Origin of the sequence: Telluria antibiotica (genome assembly GCF_011682055.1) — a bacterium.
Taxonomy (GTDB): domain Bacteria; phylum Pseudomonadota; class Gammaproteobacteria; order Burkholderiales; family Burkholderiaceae_D; genus Telluria; species Telluria antibiotica.
This window is the reverse complement of record NZ_JAAQOM010000016.1, coordinates 90,521-110,596: the sequence shown is the minus strand read 5'-3', so window position 1 is coordinate 110,596 and position 20,076 is coordinate 90,521. Positions and strand designations below refer to the sequence as shown.

At 65.6% G+C, this 20,076-nt stretch carries 16 protein-coding genes; 11 read left to right on the top strand and 5 right to left on the bottom strand.

Annotated features, from left to right (window positions below):
• Positions 1-122: 122 nt before the first annotated feature.
• Together HAV22_RS23905 and HAV22_RS23900 are read right to left on the bottom strand one after the other, a co-directional pair.
• On the bottom strand, positions 123-677 hold the full coding sequence (locus HAV22_RS23905) for a hypothetical protein (RefSeq protein WP_166862510.1): 555 nt from the start codon (positions 675-677) through the stop codon (positions 123-125).
• Positions 678-693: 16 nt separating this feature from the next.
• Positions 694-1,302, bottom strand: a complete 609-nt coding sequence (locus HAV22_RS23900; RefSeq protein WP_166862508.1) for a tetratricopeptide repeat protein — start codon at positions 1,300-1,302, stop codon at positions 694-696.
• 288 nt (positions 1,303-1,590) lie between these two features.
• Between HAV22_RS23900 and HAV22_RS23895 the strand changes: the two genes are divergently transcribed.
• The 4 genes from HAV22_RS23895 to HAV22_RS23880 are packed head-to-tail and all read left to right on the top strand — an operon-like array spanning position 1,591 to position 5,489.
• Complete coding sequence (locus HAV22_RS23895; RefSeq protein WP_166862506.1) at positions 1,591-2,376, top strand: Yip1 family protein; 786 nt, start codon at positions 1,591-1,593, stop codon at positions 2,374-2,376.
• 4 nt (positions 2,377-2,380) lie between these two features.
• Entirely contained in the window at positions 2,381-3,595 is a 1,215-nt protein-coding gene (locus HAV22_RS23890; RefSeq protein ID WP_166862504.1) for an efflux RND transporter periplasmic adaptor subunit, read from the top strand.
• Entirely contained in the window at positions 3,592-4,272 is a 681-nt protein-coding gene (locus tag HAV22_RS23885; RefSeq protein ID WP_371869722.1) for an ABC transporter ATP-binding protein, read from the top strand. Before HAV22_RS23890 ends, HAV22_RS23885 begins: the two co-directional genes overlap by 4 nt.
• On the top strand, positions 4,269-5,489 hold the full coding sequence (locus HAV22_RS23880; protein ID WP_166862502.1) for an ABC transporter permease: 1,221 nt from the start codon (positions 4,269-4,271) through the stop codon (positions 5,487-5,489). Before HAV22_RS23885 ends, HAV22_RS23880 begins: the two co-directional genes overlap by 4 nt.
• An 82-nt stretch (positions 5,490-5,571) precedes the next feature.
• On the opposite strand, the gene gatB is transcribed toward HAV22_RS23880, so the two are convergent.
• The 3 genes from gatB to gatC all read right to left on the bottom strand — a co-directional run bounded on the left by gatB (position 5,572) and on the right by gatC (position 8,996).
• Positions 5,572-7,065: an Asp-tRNA(Asn)/Glu-tRNA(Gln) amidotransferase subunit GatB gene (gene gatB, locus HAV22_RS23875; RefSeq protein WP_267874844.1), complete on the bottom strand. Its 1,494-nt coding sequence runs from the start codon at positions 7,063-7,065 to the stop codon at positions 5,572-5,574.
• A 130-nt stretch (positions 7,066-7,195) separates the two neighbouring features.
• On the bottom strand, positions 7,196-8,671 hold the full coding sequence (gatA, locus tag HAV22_RS23870) for an Asp-tRNA(Asn)/Glu-tRNA(Gln) amidotransferase subunit GatA (protein WP_166862621.1): 1,476 nt from the start codon (positions 8,669-8,671) through the stop codon (positions 7,196-7,198).
• Between the two features lie 25 nt (positions 8,672-8,696).
• Entirely contained in the window at positions 8,697-8,996 is a 300-nt protein-coding gene (gene gatC / locus HAV22_RS23865; RefSeq protein WP_166862498.1) for an Asp-tRNA(Asn)/Glu-tRNA(Gln) amidotransferase subunit GatC, read from the bottom strand.
• 307 nt (positions 8,997-9,303) lie between these two features.
• Between gatC and HAV22_RS23860 the strand changes: the two genes are divergently transcribed.
• The 7 genes from HAV22_RS23860 (at position 9,304) to HAV22_RS23830 (ending at position 20,016) form a co-directional block, all read left to right on the top strand.
• Positions 9,304-10,347, top strand: coding sequence for a rod shape-determining protein (locus tag HAV22_RS23860; protein WP_036235315.1), 1,044 nt, complete (start codon positions 9,304-9,306; stop codon positions 10,345-10,347).
• 158 nt (positions 10,348-10,505) lie between these two features.
• Positions 10,506-11,732, top strand: coding sequence for a rod shape-determining protein MreC (gene mreC / locus HAV22_RS23855; RefSeq protein ID WP_166862496.1), 1,227 nt, complete (start codon positions 10,506-10,508; stop codon positions 11,730-11,732).
• Complete coding sequence (mreD, locus tag HAV22_RS23850) at positions 11,732-12,253, top strand: rod shape-determining protein MreD (protein WP_166862494.1); 522 nt, start codon at positions 11,732-11,734, stop codon at positions 12,251-12,253. The genes mreC and mreD overlap by 1 nt, the downstream gene beginning before the upstream one ends.
• Positions 12,254-12,283: 30 nt before the next feature.
• Positions 12,284-14,263 (top strand): penicillin-binding protein 2, encoded by a 1,980-nt coding sequence (mrdA, locus tag HAV22_RS23845; protein WP_166862492.1) that lies wholly within the window; start codon positions 12,284-12,286, stop codon positions 14,261-14,263.
• 3 nt (positions 14,264-14,266) lie between these two features.
• On the top strand, positions 14,267-15,382 hold the full coding sequence (rodA, locus tag HAV22_RS23840) for a rod shape-determining protein RodA (protein ID WP_166862489.1): 1,116 nt from the start codon (positions 14,267-14,269) through the stop codon (positions 15,380-15,382).
• Between the two features lie 52 nt (positions 15,383-15,434).
• Positions 15,435-16,427: a septal ring lytic transglycosylase RlpA family protein gene (locus tag HAV22_RS23835; RefSeq protein WP_229421390.1), complete on the top strand. Its 993-nt coding sequence runs from the start codon at positions 15,435-15,437 to the stop codon at positions 16,425-16,427.
• A 526-nt stretch (positions 16,428-16,953) separates the two neighbouring features.
• On the top strand, positions 16,954-20,016 hold the full coding sequence (locus tag HAV22_RS23830) for a TonB-dependent receptor (protein WP_166862485.1): 3,063 nt from the start codon (positions 16,954-16,956) through the stop codon (positions 20,014-20,016).
• Positions 20,017-20,076: the final 60 nt, after the last annotated feature.

Genomic DNA, 20,076 nt, shown 5'->3' with positions numbered 1-20,076 from the left:
CGGTCCGGCTCAGTGTACGAGTTTGTTGCTGGCAGAACCAGGCGCAGGACGCTGGTAGCGTTTGGCTGTCGCGGCGGACTTTATTCGCGCTCCCGATGCGTCAACACGTGGACGCGTGCCCGCTACGGCTGGGCAGCCGGCTTCACGCGCGTATCGATGGCAATCCAGTTGGTCTCCCAGCGCTGCCCACCGTCGGCCGAATAGGCCTGCTCGAAACGCCACCGGTCCACACCCATCGGCGTGATCAGGAACCGCACGAGGACCACGCGTCCGTCCACGGTGTCCTGGCCGTAGAAGCTGCCCCGGCCGTCCTGGAAGGTGCCGTACATCGGGTCGGTCATCAGGCCGTTGGCCAGGTTCGCGAAATGCAGGGCCCACTGGCCGCTCGCGGGCCGGTACAGGCGCAGCGACACACCCGCGATGCGGCCGGCGCTGCCGCGCACGTCGAGCTCGACGAGGTTGGCGCGTCCGTCCATGACCGGCTTGACGACCGACGTCCCCTCGTACTCGACCCACTCGGTCTTGCCGCTGAGCGGTTCGCGCAGGCGCTTCAGGCTGGTGGTCCAGGTGCCGATTTCCCAGTCGAAATCGTGCTGGCCGTCCGGCGGAGGCGCAGCCGTGGCGGCGATGCTGCCGCTCGCTATCAACCAGAGCACCCAGCCGATCAGTGTTCGCATATTTCCTCCAGTAAGATCAGTTCGTGGCAGCATGCGACCGGGCCGGCAAGGGCTTGCCCGGACGCCATTCGCGCGACAAACGTTGCGCCTCCGCGATCTGCTCTTCCGTCATGCTGCGCGCGAGGGCAGACCGTTGTGCGACGGCATCGCGGTGGCCGTTTGCAGCGGCAAGATTCCACAGTATGTAGGCGAGCACCGCGTCCTCGGGCAGGCCGGCCACGTGGTAGCGGTACATGAGGCCGAGGGCGTACTGCGCGTCCGGATGGCCTTGTTCCGCCGCCTTGCGGAACCACGAGACTGCCCGCCCCGGGTCGCGGGGAACCGCGTTGCCCGTGTAATACATCGCGCCAATCACGTACTGTGCGGCGGGCAGGCCCTGTACGGCCGCCTTGTAATGCCATGCGAAGGCTTGTGCGTAATCGCGTGGGACGCCGCGGCCCATGTAGTACATCAGGCCGAGCACATGCTGTGCGTCCGCATTGCCGGCCTTGGCGAACGGCGCGATTTCCCTCAGCGCCAGCGCGTAATCGTGTCCGTTGTACGCCTCGATGCCCTCGGCGACGCCGGCCGTCGAGGGACCGTGCAGTCCGAACACGAGCATCGTTGCGGCGATCTGCTTTTTCATGGTCGTCGGATGGTAGAGACGGGATGTCCTTGTCGACGAACGAGCGGGCAGGATTCGACAAGTCATGAAAAATTCTCTGCGTCTCGCATGCATATTGGCAGACTATATGCGGTCCACTGGCACCACATAAGAGCCACCCAGGGCTCATTTGATGGGACCACGACCGGGCGCGCCGGCCGCCGTGTAAACGCCGCGTATAAAGATGCGTGCGCCGTGCAAGCGCCGTGTAAACGCCGTGCGCCGTCCCAGAGTGAGCGCGCCGCGCGGCAGATTTTGTAATGACAATTGGTGAGTTTTCAGCGCGCCGAATCCCCTAGACTACCGGCAACCGTGCAGCAGGTGCTGCCCGGCGATAACAACGACCAGGGAGTCCACAATATGGCCACGCAGCCACTCTTCGACATCGGCAACGTCATCCTCGCGCCTTCGCCCACTTTCGCCCGGCTGAAGGACAAGCCGCGGCCGTTCATTCCACTGCTGGTCCTCATCCTGCTGACGCTGGCCCTCAGTTACTGGTACGTCGCGACGCTCGATTTCGCCTGGTTCCGCGAGCACATGCTGGCGTCGCAGGGCGTCGTGAAACCGGAAGCGCGGGCCGCGATGGAGCAGTTCATGACGCCGAAGACGATGATGTGGATGTCCGGTGCCGGCGCCGTGCTGGGCCTGCCCGTCCTGTGCGCGCTCGTGGCCGTGTACTACCTGTTGGCGGGCAAGGCGCTGGGTACCGGCATCGGCTACGGCAAGTGGTTCGGCTTCGCCGTCTGGACCAGCATCCCGCGCCTGCTGACGGTGCCGCTGTCCGCGCTGCAGATCATGACGTCGGGCGGCCGCCTGGCGCCGGATGACATGAACATGGTGTCGCTCAACTACCTGCTGTTTCACCTGCCGATGTCGAGCCCGTGGTTCAGCCTTGCCACCAATCTCGACCTGACGTCCGTGTGGTCCATCGCGCTGGCCTTCATCGGCCTGAAGGCCTGGACGGGGCGTTCGGCCGGCGTCTGCGCCCTGGTCGCCGTGCTGCCGTATGCCCTCGTCTACGGCATCTGGGCCGCGAAAATCGTTATCTTCGGTTGAGCGCATGAACAAGAAACTGATCGGTGCGGCCGTCGTCGCTGCGTTCCTCATCGTGCCCGTGGCGGTCAAGTTCGCGGGCAAGCAGACGCGCCGCGAGGCCGAGCTGGCGACCGTGCAGAAGCTCGCGATCCACCCGGCCATCCTCGCGACAGGCAATCTCGTCTTCCGCCAGGAAGTGCAGCTGTCGGCGGAGGTCATCGGCAAGGTGGCCGGCGTGCTCGTGAAGGAGGGCGACCGGGTGGCGCGCGGCCAGATCCTGCTGCGGCTCGATCCGACCGTGTACCAGGCCGAGGTGGCGCAGCAGGAAGCGAACCGCCGCAACGCCGCCATCGCGATCGAGCGCGCGCAGATCAACCTGGCGAACCAAGAGCGCAACCTGGACCGCACGGGCCAGTTGTACAAGGCGAAGTACATCGACATCTCGAAATACGACGACGCCGTGCACCAGGTGGACCTGGCGAAGGTCGAGCTGCGCGCCAGCCGCGAATCGCTGGAGCAGGCGAGCGCGCTGCTGTCGCAATCGCGCGAGCACCTGGCCAAGACGGAGGTGCGGGCACCCATCGACGGCACCGTGACCGCGGTGCCCATCAAGATCGGCGAAACGGCCGTCGCGAGCGCCACCGGCATCGCGGGGTCGTCGCTGATGACGATTGCCGACGTCGGCTCGATCATGGCCGAGGTGAACGTGGACGAAGCGGACATCGCGCGCGTGGCCGTCGGCCAGCAGGCCAAGGTGTTTCCCGCGGCGTTCCCCGACCAGCCGGTGACGGGCCGCGTGGAAAGCGTCGCGATGGCGCCGAAGAACGCGATGCCGGGCCAGAGCCAGGGACGCGCGTACGTCGTCAAACTGCGGCTCGACGATTCGAAGCTCGCGCTGCGGTCCGGCATGACGTGCCGCGTGGAGATCGTCGCCGGCAGCGGCGCGGCCACGGCCGCCGTGCCGATCCAGGCCGTGCTGAACGAAGACGTCCCCGGTGCGAAGGACCGCACGAAGAACGTCAACTACGTGTTCGTCGTGCAGGACGGGAAAGTCAGGAAGACGACGGTGGAGCTGGGCCTCTCCGACGACGCCAACCAGGAAGTGACGAAGGGTGTCGCCGTGGGCCAGACGATCGCCGTGGGGCCTGCGCGCCTGCTGCGCGAGCTGCACGATGGCGATGCCGTCGTGCAGGTCAGGCAGCAGACGGACGTGAAAGTGGCCGAAGGAGCGCATCCGTGATCCGGCTGGAAGGCGTGACGAGGCAGTACAAGATGGGCGACCAGACGGTGCATGCGCTGCAGGGCATCGACCTGCACATCCGGGCGAATGAATTCGTGGCGTTCATCGGCGCCTCCGGGTCCGGCAAGTCGACCATGATGAACATCGTCGGCTGCCTCGACCGGCCCAGCAGCGGCGCCTACCGGCTCAACGGGCGCGACGTGGCGACGATGTCGGGCGACGAGCTGGCGCGCGTGCGCAACGAGGAGATCGGCTTCATCTTCCAGAGTTTCCACCTGCTGCCCCGCGCCACTGCGCTCGACAACGTGGCGCAGCCTCTGATCTACCGCGGCGTGCCGCTGCGCGAGCGCCTCGCGCTGGCCGAGCAGGCGTTGCAGCGCGTGGGCCTCGGCGGGCGGCTGCATCACCGGCCGAACGAGCTGTCGGGCGGCCAGCGCCAGCGCGTCGCGATCGCGCGCGCGCTCGTGGGCAAGCCGTCGATCCTGCTCGCGGACGAACCGACAGGCAACCTCGATTCCACCACAAGCGAGGAGATCCTGGACTTGATCCGCGAGCTGCACGCGGGCGGGCAGACGGTCGTCATCGTGACGCACGAACCGGAGATCGCCGACCAGTGCGAGCGTGTCGTGCGCCTGCGCGACGGGCGCATCGTGTCCGACACGGGGAGTGGCACATGAACGTGTTCCTCGAAAGCGTGCGCTCGGCGCTGGCATCGATCCGCGCGCACCGCTTGCGCAGCTTCCTCACGTCGCTCGGCATCATCATCGGCGTGGCGTCGGTGATCACCGTGGTGTCGCTGATCCAGGGCTTGTCGAAGAGCGTCAGCGACCAGTTCGAAGGCCTGGGCGGCAACGGCCTGACGATCCGCCCGCACAACGAATTCAAGGACATGATGCGCGGGAAGATGAACTACCTGCGTTTCGACGACGTGGAGCAGTTGCGCGTGCGCGTGGAGGGCATCCGCCACCTCAGTCCCCTGTTCGTGCCCGCGTCTTCCGAGGTGCGCTTCACGGGCATGTCCGCCACGGCGCAGGTGTACGCCACGATGGCCAGCTACCAGGAAGTGAACGGGCGCTACGTGCGCCTGGGGCGGTTCATCAGCGATTCCGACGACGCCGGCGCGCGCCGCGTGGCCGTCATCGGCGAGAAGCTGATCGACGACCTGCACCTGCCGGCCGACCCGGTCGGGCAATTCGTCCTGTACGCGAACGAGTGGTTCAAGATCGTCGGCGTGATGGAGAAGCAGGGCGAGATCTTCGGGATGTCGCGGGACAACTACATGATCATCCCGTACAAGACGGGGCAGAGCATCATCGGCAACAACACGCGGCCGCAATTGATGATCACGGTGGCCGTGGGCGACCTGGGCCGGCTGGATGCGACCCGCAGCCACATCCGCATGGTCATGCGCCAGGCCCATCGCCTGAAGGCCGACCAGCCGGACGATTTCGAGATCGAATCGGCCGATCAGATCGCGAGGTCGTTCGACAAGCTGAGCGGCACCGTCACGCTCGTGATGGGCGGCGTCGTCGGCATCGCGCTGCTGGTGGGCGGGATCGGCATCATGAACATCATGCTCGTGTCGGTGAAGGAGCGCACGCGCGAGATCGGCATCTGCAAGGCGATCGGGGCGCGCAGCCGCGACATCCTGCTGCAGTTCCTGATCGAGGCCGTGACCTTGTCGCTGCTGGGCGGCCTGGTGGGGCTCGCGATCGGCTATGCGTTGGGCGCGCTCATCGCGGGCATCATCCCCGACTTCCCGCCGGCCGTCGTGCCGTGGTGGGCGGTGACGCTGGCCGTGCTGTTTTCCGGTTCCGTGGGCATCGTGTTCGGCGTCGTGCCGGCCAGCCAGGCGGCGCGGCTCGATCCGATCGAGGCGCTCAGGTACGAATAGCGGTAGCGAACCGCATACGTGGCGCGTGGGCACCCCGTGCCCACGCGGACGCGCGCATGACGCGAACGTCGGGCAGGTCAGATCAGGCCGACAGCTTCTTCTTCAGCAGCTCGGTGACCTGCGCCGGATTCGCCTTGCCCTTCGACGCCTTCATGCACTGGCCGATCAGCGCATTGATCGCCGCTTCCTTGCCGGCCTTGTACTGCTCGACCGATTTCGCATTGGCCGCCAGGACCTCGTCGACGATCGCTTCCAGCGCGCCCGTGTCCGAGATCTGCTTCAGGCCTTCGCGTTCGATGATCGTGTCGGCCAGGTTCTCGTCCTGCGACTGCGCATCCCACATCAGGCTGAACACCTTCTTGCCGGCGTTGTTCGAGATCGTGCCGTCGGCGATGCGGCGCAAGAGCAGAGCCAGTTGCGACGCCTCGACGGGCGAGCGCTCGATGTCGATGTCGGCGCGGTTCAGCGCGGACGACACGTCGCCCATCATCCAGTTCGCGGCGGCCTTCGCGTTCGCCTTGCCCGCCTTCGCGACGACGGCTTCGTAATACGTTGCCATCGCCTGCGACGACGTCAGGATCAGGGAATCGTACTCGGGCAGGCCGTAGTCGCGGATGAAGCGCTCGCGCATGGCGGCCGGCAGTTCCGGCATGCCGGCTTTCACGCGGTCGATCCACTCCTGCGAGATGACGAGCGGCGGCAGGTCGGGGTCGGGGAAGTAGCGGTAGTCCTGCGCGTCTTCCTTGCTGCGCATCTGGCGCGTTTCCTTGCGGTCCGGGTCCCACAGGCGCGTGGCCTGCACGACCTTGCCGCCGTCCTCGATCAGCTCGATCTGGCGGCGCACCTCGTAGTTCACGGCCTCTTCGATGAAGCGGAACGAGTTCAGGTTCTTGATCTCGCAGCGGGTGCCGAATTCCTGCTGGCCGACGGGGCGCACGGACACGTTGACGTCGCAGCGGAACGAGCCTTCCTGCATATTGCCGTCGCAGACACCGAGCCACATCACGAGGCCGTGCAGCGCCTTCGCATACGCGACGGCTTCCGCGGCGCTGCGGATTTCCGGCTCGGAGACGATCTCCAGCAGCGGTGTACCGGCGCGGTTCAAGTCGATGCCGCTCATGCCGTGGTAGTCCTCGTGCAGCGACTTGCCGGCGTCTTCCTCGAGGTGGGCGCGGGTCAGGTTGACGGTCTTCGTCTCCAGCTTGCCGTCTTTCTCGTACGCGAACGTGAGGCTGCCGCCCTGCACGACGGGGTCTTCGAACTGGCTGATCTGGTAGCCCTTCGGCAGGTCGGGATAAAAATAATTCTTGCGCGCGAAGACGGACTGCGGCGCGATCTTGGCGCCCACCGCGAGGCCGAAGCGGATGGCGCGTTCGACGGCGCCCTTGTTCATCACGGGCAGCACGCCCGGCAGCGCCAGGTCGACGGGGCTCGCCTGCGTGTTCGGCTCGGCGCCGAACTTGATCGAGCTGCCGCTGAAGATTTTGGAGTTGGTCGTGAGCTGGACGTGGTTCTCAAGACCGATGACGACTTCCCATTGCATAGTGTTCTCTCTTGTATGTCTCTGTGCCGGCATTTGGTGGGCTCGTTTCATTTGAGGCCACTGGCCTCAAATGCCCACCCTACGAAATGCAGGGCGTCGGGGACCGCACATGCGTCGTGTGCATCGACGCCGTAGGGTGGGCACCCCGTGCCCACCATGCGTATCAGATACCTTCCGGTGCGCGGTTATGCCAATCGGTCGCCTGCTGGTACTGGTGCGCGATGTTCAGCAGCTTCGCCTCGGCGAAATAATTGCCGATGATTTGCAGGCCGACCGGACGCTTGCCGTTCTTCTCGCCGGCGCCGAAGCCGACCGGGATCGACATGCCGGGCAGGCCGGCGAGGCTCGTCGACAGCGTGAAGATGTCGGCCAGGTAGTTCGCCACCGGGTCGTTCGCCTTCGAGCCCAGGTCCCACGCGACGCTCGGAGCCACCGGGCCCATGATCACGTCGCACTGGTCGCGGAACGCGGCCTGGAAGTCGTCGGCGATCAGGCGGCGGATCTTCTGCGCCTGCACGTAATACGCGTCGTAGTAGCCGTGGCACAGCACGTACGTGCCCACCATGATGCGGCGCTGGACTTCCTTGCCGAAGCCTTGCGCACGCGTTTTCTTGTACATGTCCTGCAGGTCCGTGTACTCCGGCGCGCGGTAGCCGTAGCGCACGCCGTCGAAGCGCGACAGGTTCGACGAGGCTTCCGCCGGCGCGATGATGTAGTACACGGGGATCGACAGCGACGTCTTCGGCAGCGAGATCTCGACCAGGGTGGCGCCCAGCTTCACGAACTGGTCCAGCGCGGCGCGCACGGCCTGTTCGACGTCGGCGGCCAGGCCTTCGCCGAAATACTCCTTCGGCACGCCGATGCGCAGGCCGGCCAGCGGCGCGTTCAGGTCGCGCGTGAAGTCTTCGCGCGCGTTGCCTTGCTCGGCCGTGAGGCTCGTCGCGTCGCGCTCGTCGAAGCCGACCATCTCGTTCAGCAGCAGCGCGCAATCCTCGGCCGTGCGGGCCATCGGGCCGCCCTGGTCGAGCGAGGAGGCGAACGCGATCATGCCGAAGCGCGACACGCGGCCGTACGTCGGCTTGATGCCCGTGATGCCGCAGAACGCGGCCGGCTGGCGGATCGAGCCGCCCGTGTCGGTGCCCGTCGCCGCGGGCGCCAGGCGCGCGGCGATGGCGGCCGCCGAGCCGCCGGACGAGCCGCCCGGCACGGCCAGCGCATCCCACGGGTTCGTAACAAAGCCGAACGCGGAGTTCTCGTTGGACGAGCCCATCGCGAATTCGTCGCAGTTCAGCTTGCCCAAGGTCACCATGCCGGCGTCGGCAAATTTCGTCACGACGGTGGCATCGAACGGGCTCACGTAGTTGCCCAGCATCTTCGACGCGGCAGTCGAGCGCCAGCCTTGCGTGACGAAAATGTCCTTGTGGGCGATCGGTACGCCCGTCAGCGGGCCGGCGTTGCCTGCCGCGATGCGCGCGTCGGCGGCTTTCGCCTGGGCCAAGGTCAGCTCAGGATTGACGTCCAGAAACGCGTTGTGGCCGCTGGAGGAGATACGGTCGAGGTAGTGCTGCGCGAGCTCCGTCGCCGAGACTTGTTTCGTGTGCAGGAGCGCGGACAGCTCCTTGATGGTTTTTTGGTGCATCATGATGGTCGACGTTCGCTGCGGGTTATTCGATGACTTTCGGCACGAGGTACAGGCCGTCCTCGGTCTTCGGGGCGGGGGCCTGGTACTCGGCGCGGTGGTCTTCCTCGGTCACCACGTCCTCGCGCAGGCGCAGCGGCAGGGCAAGCACGGCTGCCAGCGGTTGCGACAATGGCGCAACACCGCTGGTGTCCACGGCCTGCATCTGCTCGGCCAGCGCGAAGATCCCGTTCAGCTCGTTCAGGGCGATCTCTGCGTGGGCCTCATCCATATCGAGCTGGGCCAGGTTGGCGATCCGTTTTACGTCTGAAAGTGTCAGGGACATGGCAAAAAGCGCGGTTCGATACCGCGTTCAAAGATGAGTGTGTAGATAATGAAATTTGGACTACGGCGCGCTAAAGCTGATAAAAGCTTTCTAATGCCGTCGATCTCGCAGGCTGATATGAGGGCGAAACCGCCCGTTTTTCAGCATTTAATCGGCAAATTATAAGGTAGAATGGCGGGCTAATGCGTTCTCCGGGCGAAACCGGCCCTCACCTACGCATGAAAAAGCCCGCGATGCGGATTCGGCTTTGCGGCGAGGATTCCCCGATTAATGTTTCGCGCACACGGTTGCGCACATCAGGACACACATGTTTGGTTTTTTACGTAGCTATTTCTCGAACGACCTGGCCATCGACCTGGGCACCGCCAACACGCTGATCTACGTGCGTGGCCTGGGCATCGTGCTGGACGAACCCTCGGTCGTCGCGATCCGCCAGGAAGGCGGTCCCAACGGCAAGAAGACGATCCAGGCGGTCGGCAAGGAAGCCAAGCAGATGCTTGGCAAGGTCCCCGGCAACATCGAAGCGATCCGTCCGATGAAGGATGGCGTGATCGCCGACTTCACCGTCACCGAGCAGATGCTGAAGCAGTTCATCCGCATGGTGCACGATTCGAAGTTCTTCCGTCCGTCTCCGCGCATCATCATCTGCGTGCCGTGCGGTTCGACGCAGGTCGAGCGCCGTGCGATCCGCGAATCGGCGCTGGGCGCGGGCGCGTCGCAGGTCTACCTGATCGAGGAGCCGATGGCGGCCGCGATCGGCGCGGGCCTGCCGGTGGCCGAGGCGACCGGCTCGATGGTCGTCGACATCGGCGGCGGCACGACGGAAGTCGGCATCATCTCGCTGGGCGGCATGGTCTATAAAGGTTCCGTGCGCGTGGGCGGCGACAAGTTCGACGAAGCCATCGTCAACTACATCCGCCGCAACTACGGCATGCTGATCGGCGAGCAGACTGCGGAAGCGATCAAGAAGGCCATCGGTTCGGCATTCCCGGGCTCCGAAGTCAAGGAGATGGAAGTCAAGGGCCGCAACCTGTCGGAAGGCATCCCGCGCTCCTTCACCATCTCGTCGAACGAGATCCTGGAAGCGCTGACCGACCCGCTGAACAACATCGTCTCGGCCGTCAAGAACGCCCTCGAGCAGACCCCGCCGGAACTCGGCGCGGACATCGCCGAGAAGGGCATGATGCTGACCGGTGGCGGCGCGCTGCTGCGCGACCTGGATCGCCTGCTGATGGAAGAGACGGGCCTGCCGGTGCTGGTCGCCGAAGATCCGCTGACCTGCGTCGTGCGCGGCTCCGGCATGGCGCTCGAGCGCATGGACAAGCTGGGCTCGATCTTCTCGTACGAGTAACCCGGCCGTGGCAGCGTGGACAGGGCGTGTGACCGTGCCGGCGATCCCGGCGTGGCACGCGCCGTCCGCGTTCGGCGCTGACGATCCCCGGTGCGCGCACCCCCGCGCCGGGCGTCTGGATTGACGCGGGCGCCGCTGGCCCCGCATTATTGGAAGTCATGGAATACAGTCCTCCGCCGCTTTTCAAGCAAGGCGCCCCCGCAAGGGTCAAGGTGACAGTGTTCGCTCTGCTCTCGATCGCGCTCCTCGTGGTCGACGCCCGCCTGCACGCGCTCACCGCCGTGCGCCAGGTGGCGGCAACGGTCCTGTACCCGTTCCAGATGGCGGCCCTGATGCCGCGCGACGCGCTGGCGAACATGGGTACGTATTTTTCCTCGATCTCCACGCTGCAGAAGGAAGTGCGCGACCTCAAGAGCCAGCAGGTCGCCATGGCCCAGGCCATGCAGCAGGCGCAGCTCCAGATGGCCGAGAACGCCCAGCTGCGCCGCCTGATGGACGCGCGCGAGCACCTGCCGGTGCGCTCCATGATGAGCGAGATCCTGTATGATGCGCGCGACCCGTCCACGCGCCGCGTCGTGCTCGACCGCGGCTCCCGCAACGGCGTCAAGCTCGGCCTGCCCGTGATCGACAACGCCGGCGTCGTCGGCCAGATCACGCGCGTGTTTCCGTTCACGTCCGAAGTCACGCTCCTCACCGACAAGGAGCAGGCGATTCCCGTGCAGGTGCTGCGCAACGGCTTGCGCAGCGTCGCGTATGGCCGCGGCCAGTCCGGCCTGCTGGACCTGCGCTTCGTCGCGCCAAACGCCGACATCCAGGTGGGCGACGTGCTCGTGACGTCGGGCCTGGACGGCATTTATCCGGCCGGCCTCGCGGTCGCGAAAGTGATCCAGGTCGAGAACGTGGCGCAGGGCGCCTTCGGCCGCGTCGTATGCCAGCCGCTGGCCGGCATCGACCGCCACCGCCAGCTCCTGGTCGTGATGTCGGACCAGCCGCTGCCGCCGCGTCCGCCCGAGGTGCCGGCCAAGGCCGCCACCAATGCACCGTCGAAGAAGAACCTGCCGCGCATGGAGCCCTTGCCGCCGCTGCCGTTGCCGCCGCAACCGCTGGCACCGGCCGTTGCGCCGGCCACGGCGGGCGCGAACGGTGCGCGTCCGGCTGCGGCGACGTCGCATCCGAACGGCGCCGCGCCCGCGGGCGCGCAGGCCGGCGTGCCTGGCGCTGGCGTAACGCCGGCTTCCGCAACGCCGGCCGCCGGATCGCCGGCCGCCGGATCGCCGGCCGCCGGATCGCCAGCGGCGCGGACGCCGGCCACCACCACCACGCGCCCGCCGGCCGCGGCGAACCCCGGCACCAGCCCGCCGGTCCGGCCGAAGGAGGGCAACTGATGCCCGCGTCGAACCGCCCGCACTACATCCTGCTGCCGGTCAGCCCGCTGTTCATCGCGTTCAGCCTCGTCTGCGCGTTCATGCTCAACCTGCTGCCGTGGGGCCGCTGGGTCGGGGCGCCGGACTTCGTCGCGCTCGTGCTCGTGTTCTGGGGCATCCACCAGCCGCGCAAGGTCGGCATCGGCATCGCGTTCTGCATGGGCCTCCTGATGGACGTGCACGACGCCACGCTGCTCGGCGAGAACGCCCTGGCCTATACGCTGCTGTCGTACCTGGCGATCATGATCCACCGCCGCGTGCTGTGGTTCCCGCTCGTCACGCAGGCGATGCACGTGTTCCCGCTGCTGCTGCTCACGCAGGCGATCCAGGTGATGGTGCGCTTCTTCGTCACGGGCCGCTTTCCCGGCGCGCTCGTGTTCATCGAAAGCGTGATCGCCGTCGCGCTGTGGCCCGTGATCACGTGGCTGCTGCTGGCGCCGCAGCGGCGCGCCGTCGACAAGGACCACACGCGTCCGATCTGATCCGAAGACACCACCCGTCACGTAACCCGAATGACCGAGATTAAAGACAGCGATCGCGAGATCCACCTGTTCCGCATGCGCCTCACGGCGATCGTGGTGTTCGTGTTCATCTGCTTCGGCGTGCTCGTCGCGCGCTTCGTCTGGCTGCAGGTCGTCAAGCACAGCCAGTACATGGCGCAGGCCGAGGACAACCGCATCGCGCTCGTGCCCATCGTGCCGAACCGCGGCCTGATCGTGGACCGCAACGGGGTCGTCCTGGCCAGCAACTACTCGGCCTACACGCTCGAGATCACGCCGTCGAAGCTGGAGGCGAACCTCGATTCCGTGATCGACGAGTTGTCGAAGCTCGTCACGATTGAGCCGAAGGACCGGAAGCGCTTCAAGCGCCTGATGGAAGAGTCGAAGAATTTTTCCAGCGTCCCGATCCGCACGCGCCTGACGGACGAAGAGGTGGCGCGCTTTACCGCGCAGCGCTTCCGCTTCCCCGGCGTCGACGTGCAGGCGCGCCTGTTCCGCCAGTATCCGCTGGGCGAAGTGGCGTCGCACGTGCTGGGCTATATCGGCCGCATCAACCAGGCCGAGGCCAAGGTCATCGAGGCCGGCGACGATGCCGCGAACTACACCGGCACGGACCACATCGGCAAGGAAGGCCTGGAGAAAAGCTACGAGCGCCAGCTGCACGGCCAGACGGGCTACGAGGAAGTGGAGCGTTCGGCCGGCGGCCGTGCCATCCGCACCTTGTCGCGCACGGCGCCGACGCCGGGCAACAACCTGATCCTGTCGATCGACATCGAATTGCAGAAGGTCGTCGAGCAGGCGTTCGGCGACTACCGCGGCGCGCTTGTCGCCATCGAACCGTCGACGGGCGACGTGCTCGCCTACGTGTCGCGTCCCGGCTTCGATCCGAACCTGTTCGTCGACGGCATCGACGCGCAGAGCTGGACGGAGCTGAACACGTCGCTCGACAAGCCGCTGATGAACCGTCCGCTGTCCGGCACGTACCCGCCCGGTTCGACGTTCAAGCCGTACATGGCGCTGGCCGCGCTCGAATATGGCCTGCGCCGTCCCGAATACGGCATCAGCGACCCGGGCTTCTTCATGCTGGGCGGCCACCGCTTCAACGACGACAAGAAGGGCGGCCACGGTTTCATCGACATGTACCGCTCGATCGCGATGTCGTGCGACACGTACTACTACCAGCTCGGCAACGAGATGGGCATCGACCGCATCCACGACTTCATGCAGCCGTTCGGCTTCGGCGAGAAGACGGGCATCGACCTGGAGCACGAGAAGACGGGCGTGCTGCCGTCGCAGCAATGGAAGCGCGAGCGCTTCAAGCGCAACCGCGCGGCGCAGAAGTGGGTGGGCGGCGACACGATCTCGATCTCCATCGGCAATGGCTTCAACAGCTACACGCCGCTGCAGATGGCGCACGCCGTGGCCACGCTCGCGAACGACGGCGTGATCATGAAGCCGCATCTCGTCAAGATGCTCGAGGACCCGAGCAACCATGGGCGCACGCCGACGGTGGCGAAGGAATCGGGCCGCATCGCGCTCAAGCAGCAGAACATCGACGTGATCAAGCGCGCGATGGTCGGCGTGACGTCCGACCAGAGCGGCACGGCGTTCATCCCGTTCCGCAACGTGCAGTACACGGTGGCGGGCAAGACGGGTACGGCGCAGGTCGTGGGCCTGAAAGGGCAGAAGTACAATGCGGCCGCGACGCCGGAACGCCTGCGCGACAACGCGCTGTTCATCGCGTTCGCCCCGGCCGACCATCCGCGCATCGCGATCGCGCTGGTCGTGGAAAACGCCGGCTTCGGCGCGGCCGTGGCGGCGCCGATCGCGCGCAAGGCCCTCGATTACTACCTGCTCGGCAAGCGCCCCGGCGACGCCGACAAGCCGGCGCCGAAGCCCGCCGATCCGGTGCCTGCGGACGAAGACCAAGTGGCGCCCACGGCCGGCGCCGACTTCAGGCCGGGTGGCGAAACGCCCGGCAACAAGGACTGAACCATGGCGCATTTCCCCGAACGCCGCTCGCTCAGCCGGCGCCTCAAACCGTACTTCACCGTATTCGATCCGGCGCTCGCGCTGATCCTGTTCCTGCTGCTGTGCGTGGGCCTCGTCACGCTGTCGTCGGCCGGCCACGACTTCCCGGGCCGCCTGGAAGGCCAGATCCGCAACATCCTCGCGGCCTTCGTGTTCATGTGGGTCGCGGCCATCGTGCCGCCGCAGACGCTGCTGCGCCTGGCCGTGCCCGTGTATACGTTCGGCGTCGCACTGCTGCTGGCCGTGGCGGCCGTCGGCACGATCAAGAAGGGCGCGCGGCGCTGGCTGCACGTGGGCGTGGACATCCAGCCGTCCGAGATCATGAAGATCGCCGCGCCGCTGATGCTGGCCTGGTATTTCCAGACCAGGGCCGGCCTGCTCAAATGGCAATCGTTCGTCGTGGCGGCGGTGCTGCTTGCGATTCCGTTCGGCCTCATCGCCAAGCAGCCGGACCTGGGCACGGCGCTGCTCGTGGGCGGGTCGGGCTTCTACGTGATCTTCCTCGCGGGCCTGTCATGGAAGGCGCTGGGCGCGCTGTTCGTGGCCGGCTGCGCCGCACTGCCCGTCGCATGGTCGATGATGCACGACTACCAGCGTGAACGCGTGATGACCCTGATCGACCCGACGTCCGACCCGCTCGGCAAGGGCTTCCACATCATCCAGTCGACGATTGCGATCGGGTCGGGCGGCGTGTCCGGCAAGGGGTATATGAAGGGCACGCAGGCTTACCTCGAGTTCATCCCGGAACGCACCACGGACTTCATTTTTTCGGTATATTCCGAGGAATTCGGTTTGGTCGGCAATCTGGTCCTGTTGTTCCTGTACCTGTTGCTGATCGGACGCGCAATGATGATCGCGGCCAATGCCCCGAATCTGTTCACCCGCCTGCTTGCGGGGGCCATTGCGATGATGTTTTTTACCTATGCTTTCATCAATATGGGCATGGTCAGCGGCATCCTGCCCGTCGTCGGCGTTCCGCTTCCGTTCATGAGCTATGGCGGTACGGCGCTGATTACGCTGGGCCTCTGCAGTGGTATATTGATGAGCATACAAAGACACCGCAAACTGGTGCAGACCTGATATGCAAGAGAACGCAATGGCCGTTCCGAGGTTACTCCCAGCGGTCATTGCGATGTTGGCAATGATGGCGGGCTGCAGTACCACGGACCAGAACGGCGAACACAAAAGCCTCATCCCGCTGCCCTGGAAGCACAAGGTGACCCGCGTCGACCCGGCGCTGCCGAATCTCCCCGCGGCCGGCTCTGGCCGCGGCGGCTACTACCAGGACGACGGCCCCGGCGCGAATCCACCGCCGGGCTTGCTCGACACACCGGACGCCGTCGTCAAGTACGAACCGTACGCCAAGTTCGCGAACAAGCCGTATGCCGTGTTCGGCCAGACCTATACGCCCCTCGTCAACGATCAACCGTTCACCCAGCGCGGCGTGGCCAGTTGGTACGGCGTGAAGTTCCACGGCCAGCGCACGTCGTCGGGCGAGCCCTACGACATGTACAAGATGACGGCCGCGCACCCCACGCTGCCGATTCCCTCGTACGCGCGCATCACGAGCCTGGAGACGGGCAAATCGGTCGTCGTGCGCATCAACGACCGCGGGCCGTTCCACTCCGACCGCATCGTCGACGTGTCGTACACGGCGGCCCTGAAGCTGGGCCTGCTGGGCAAGGGCAGCCATCAAGTCGAGATCGAACGCCTGTTCCCGGGCGACGAGATCCACGCCGCTTCCGCGCGCCGTGCGGCCGCATCCGAGGCGCAGGCGCTGCCCGCGTCCCCGGCCATCGCGGCACTCATGCTGGAAGACCGCGTCGACATGAACAGCGCCGCCGTCGCCCATGCGCAGACGGCCGACACGGCCGCCGGCGCTGACAACGCGGCGCCGAAACCCGGCTTCTACCTGCAGCTGGGCGCGTACGCGCGCGAGGGCAAGGCCGAGGAGGTGAGCGAAAAGCTCAAGCAGTCCGGCGTCGACCTGGCCATCCAGGTCGTGCGCTCGGGTGGCGTCAACCGCGTGTACGGCGGCCCCTTCGACACCCGCGCGATGGCGCAGGAAGCGGCGCGCGCGCTGCCGTCCGGGCTCGGCCTGAAACCCATCATCGTGCGGCGTTGAGAGGCGGGGGCAGCGCCCTTGTCGGATGTGCCGCTCTTGCTGTTCCACCTGCGCCCCGCGTTGTCCACGGCGGGGGCGCTCGCCGATATCTACGATCGACCGTCTGGGGGGCAGGTCCTCGCCCATCACCGCGTTGTCCGTTAAGTCATCAGATGTCTGACTAGGCAACGTAGATTTCGTGCGCGCCATGATTGCCGTTAAGTCGTCGCATGCCGATAAATTGAGCAAAAATGGCGCAGTAAGTTGCTTCCACCTTTTTCTGTCATAGGATGTCAGACATCTACAACGGTTTTCCGTTTGCTATGCGCTACCATTCTTCATTTTGTGAAACGAGAAAACATAGTGATTAAAGTAGCCATATTTAAGGAAACTGCCAAACAAACCGCTAGTTTACACAGATGGTTGCGCATAACATTTATGTTTGATCAATTGACACGGTTAACATCGTGCTCCTACACTGAGTTTGCCTACCTATAAGTACATGCCTCCGGCATGTGCAGGCTCAGAAAAAATACAGGAGACAGCAATGTTCGAGAAGTCCGTAGCGCGGCGCCAGCACAAGCGCCGTCAAGTCGTGCTTGGCCTGGGCGTAATCGCCGGCCTCATCCAGCAAGCCTATGCCCAGGAAGCCCCGGCCGCCCAACCTGAACCGGCCGTCGTGACGGTGACCGGCTACCGCGCCAGTCTGCTGTCGTCCGCTAAGGACAAGAAAGAGGCCGTCGGTTTCCAGGACACCATCAGTGCGGAAGACATCGGTAAATTCCCCGACAAGAACATCGCCGAATCGCTGAGCCGCATTCCCGGCGTGCAGATTTCGCGCGACGTGACGGGCGAGGGCGTGAACGTGCAGATCCGCGGTCTCGGTTCCAGCTTCACGAAGGTCCTGCTGAACAATGCGCAGATCGCCGTGGCCTCGTCCGGACCGATCGACGGCGCGAACACGAATCGCGAGATCGACCTCGACATGCTGCCGACCGATCTGTTCACCAAGCTGACGGTCAGCAAGAGCCCGACCGCGGACATGATCGAAGGCGGCGCGGCCGGTGTCGTCAACCTGCGCAGCGCGCGGCCGTTCGACAATCCGGGTACGCACGTCTCGTACGGCGCCACCGCACAGAAACAGCAGATCGCGGACGGCGTGGGCGGGCGCGGTTCCATCCTCGCCAGCAGGACCTGGGGCAACACGTTCGGTATCCTGGCCGGCTTCGCCGTCAACCGCCAGAAGGCGCGCACGACCGGCTACGAGACCGTGGGCCTGACCAATGCCAACCTGTCGGCCGCACAGAACACGTCCGGTAGTCGTAACACGACCGGTGGCGGCAACTGGACCATCCCGGCCACCGTGCCGGCCGGCGCGGGCGCGGGCCTCGTGGCGGGCACGCCGATCGACCAGGCATTCCTGCTGGCGAACAACCCCGGCCGCACGATCACGCAGATCGACAACGCGATCCTGCCGCGCCTGGGCCGCTACATGGATTACTTCGGCACGCGCGACAAGGGCGCGGCCATCGTCAGCGCCGAATGGCGCCCGCTCGACAACCTGCATTTCTACGTCGATGCGATGTACAGCAAGAAGGACGACGACATGTCGCGCGTCGCCTATACCTGGGCCGTGCGCAACAACTTCGAGATCCCGCTGAACATGCAGGTCGACAAGAGCGATTGCGCGGCCGGCTGCACGGTCACGTCGGGCACGTTCGCGAACTCGCGCTACTTCATCGAGTACGGACCACGCCGCGACAAGACGACGCTGAAAGGCTTGAACCCGGGCATGGAGTGGAAGATCAGCCCGACGCTGAAGCTGGAAGCGCAGGCCAACGCCACGAAGTCGACGTTCTCGCACGAAGCACCGACCATCATGCCGATCACGGCCGACGGCAGCGGCCTGGTCGCCACGTTCAACGGGAACGGCGGCGCCATGCCGAGCATCACGTTCAACCAGGACGTGAACAACCCGGCGAACTTCGTCTGGGCCGGCGGCCGCGTCAACATCCAGAACGAGCTGCGCGAAACGAGCACGAAGGGGTTCCACTCCGACCTGACCTGGGGTGACGCCAAGCTGAACGTGCGCGCCGGTATCGCCTACGACGACATCGACCGCCGCATCCGCGGCCAGGACAATTCGGCCGCCTGGCAGGCCGCCGTGTGCGGCAACAATCCGAACGTCTTCCTGCAGGGCCCGAACGGCGCCCCGCCGTGCGACGGCGCGTCGACGCCGGGCGCCAGCGCCAGCGCGCTGTATCCGGGCTACGGCACGGGTTACACGGCCGGCCAGACGACGCCGCTCGTCTACCAGGGTTCGCTGATCCCCGTGAACAAGCTGGCGAGCTACCTCGTGCCGGGCCCCTATGGCCGCATCGTGATCGACTGGGACCGCTTCCGCAAGGACTCGAACTACGACGCCTACAACTCGACGGCACCGGACTCCACGAGCTCGTCGACGGGCGCCAGCTCCGGCTATGTGCGCGAGCGCAGCACCGGCTTCTACACGGAGCTCAATGGCCAGACGAGCGTCGGCGGCTTCCCGCTGCGCTACAACGCCGGCGTGCGCTACGTCCGCACGAGGCAGGAAGTGGGTTCGCTCAACTCGTTCAGCGATCCGCGCAACGCCACGCTGACGCAGAACGGTTCAAAGTACCCGAATCAGACCGAGTGGGTGTACCAGAACACCACGTACAACAACACGCTGCCGTCGGCCACCGCGGCCCTGTCGCTGCGCAACGACCTCGTGGCGCGCCTCGCGCTGTCGAAGACGATGACCCGCGCGAATCCGAACTCGCTGCGCCCGGGCATCAATTTCAGCTCGCCGTCGGCCGACATCGGCACGATCGGCAGCCCGGAGCTGAAGCCCTACCTGTCGAACAACATCGACCTGGGCCTGGACTGGTACACGGGGCGTGAAGGCTATGTGAGCCTGACCGTGTTCCAGAAGCAGGTGAAGGGCTTCACCGTCATCGACAACCGCACCTTGCCGTTCTCCGCGCTGGCTGCCTACGGCATCACGTACAACAACCTGATCCCGACCCAGCAGGTGGCGATTAATTCTCGCGGCGGTCCGGACGCGGCCACGGTCGTGATGAGTCAGGAACGCAACGCGGGCGGCATCCTGCGCGTGCGCGGCCTGGAGATCGGCTGGGTCCAGCCGCTCGACAAGCTCCTGCCGATCAAGGGCTTCGGCTTCAACGAGACCGCAACCTTCATCAACCAGAGCGCGACCGGCGAGGGCACCAACGGCTTCGTGGCGCTGAACGTGCCGAAGAAGAGCAACAACTTCGGTTTCTATTACGAGAACCACGGCTACATGGCGCGCATCTCGCACCAGTACCAGCAGGGTAGCCAGTCCAGCACGGGCAACCAGAACGGCATCCGGCTGGCGTCGCTGTACGGCCGCTCGTACAAGCAGGCCGACTTCTCGTCCAGCGTGGACCTGGAAAAGGTGTTCGACCGCGACGGCTGGCCGACCGTCACGTTCGACATCGTCAACCTGAACAAGGCCAAGCGCGAAGGCTACTTCCAGTTTCCGAACGCGGCGTTCTCGTCGTATGACCCGGGACGCACGTTCCAGCTGGGTATCCGCGGCAAGTTCTGATGGCATAAGCATTCCCCTTTACGTCTCTTGTCCCCGCTTTCGACCGGCATGCTGCGCGCC

Bases quoted from the DNA above. Each gene is read 5' to 3' on its own strand.
- HAV22_RS23905 (WP_166862510.1), bottom strand. From the start codon at position 677: ATGCGAACACTGATCGGCTGGGTGCTCTGGTTGATAGCGAGCGGCAGC.
- HAV22_RS23900 (WP_166862508.1), bottom strand. From the start codon at position 1,302: ATGAAAAAGCAGATCGCCGCAACGATGCTCGTGTTCGGACTGCACGGT.
- HAV22_RS23890 (WP_166862504.1), top strand. From the start codon at position 2,381: ATGAACAAGAAACTGATCGGTGCGGCCGTCGTCGCTGCGTTCCTCATC.
- HAV22_RS23880 (WP_166862502.1), top strand. From the start codon at position 4,269: ATGAACGTGTTCCTCGAAAGCGTGCGCTCGGCGCTGGCATCGATCCGC.
- gatB (WP_267874844.1), bottom strand. From the start codon at position 7,065: ATGCCGGCACAGAGACATACAAGAGAGAACACTATGCAATGGGAAGTC.
- gatA (WP_166862621.1), bottom strand. From the start codon at position 8,671: ATGCACCAAAAAACCATCAAGGAGCTGTCCGCGCTCCTGCACACGAAA.
- gatC (WP_166862498.1), bottom strand. From the start codon at position 8,996: ATGTCCCTGACACTTTCAGACGTAAAACGGATCGCCAACCTGGCCCAG.
- HAV22_RS23860 (WP_036235315.1), top strand. From the start codon at position 9,304: ATGTTTGGTTTTTTACGTAGCTATTTCTCGAACGACCTGGCCATCGAC.
- mreC (WP_166862496.1), top strand. From the start codon at position 10,506: ATGGAATACAGTCCTCCGCCGCTTTTCAAGCAAGGCGCCCCCGCAAGG.
- mreD (WP_166862494.1), top strand. From the start codon at position 11,732: ATGCCCGCGTCGAACCGCCCGCACTACATCCTGCTGCCGGTCAGCCCG.
- mrdA (WP_166862492.1), top strand. From the start codon at position 12,284: ATGACCGAGATTAAAGACAGCGATCGCGAGATCCACCTGTTCCGCATG.
- rodA (WP_166862489.1), top strand. From the start codon at position 14,267: ATGGCGCATTTCCCCGAACGCCGCTCGCTCAGCCGGCGCCTCAAACCG.
- HAV22_RS23835 (WP_229421390.1), top strand. From the start codon at position 15,435: ATGTTGGCAATGATGGCGGGCTGCAGTACCACGGACCAGAACGGCGAA.
- HAV22_RS23830 (WP_166862485.1), top strand. From the start codon at position 16,954: ATGTTCGAGAAGTCCGTAGCGCGGCGCCAGCACAAGCGCCGTCAAGTC.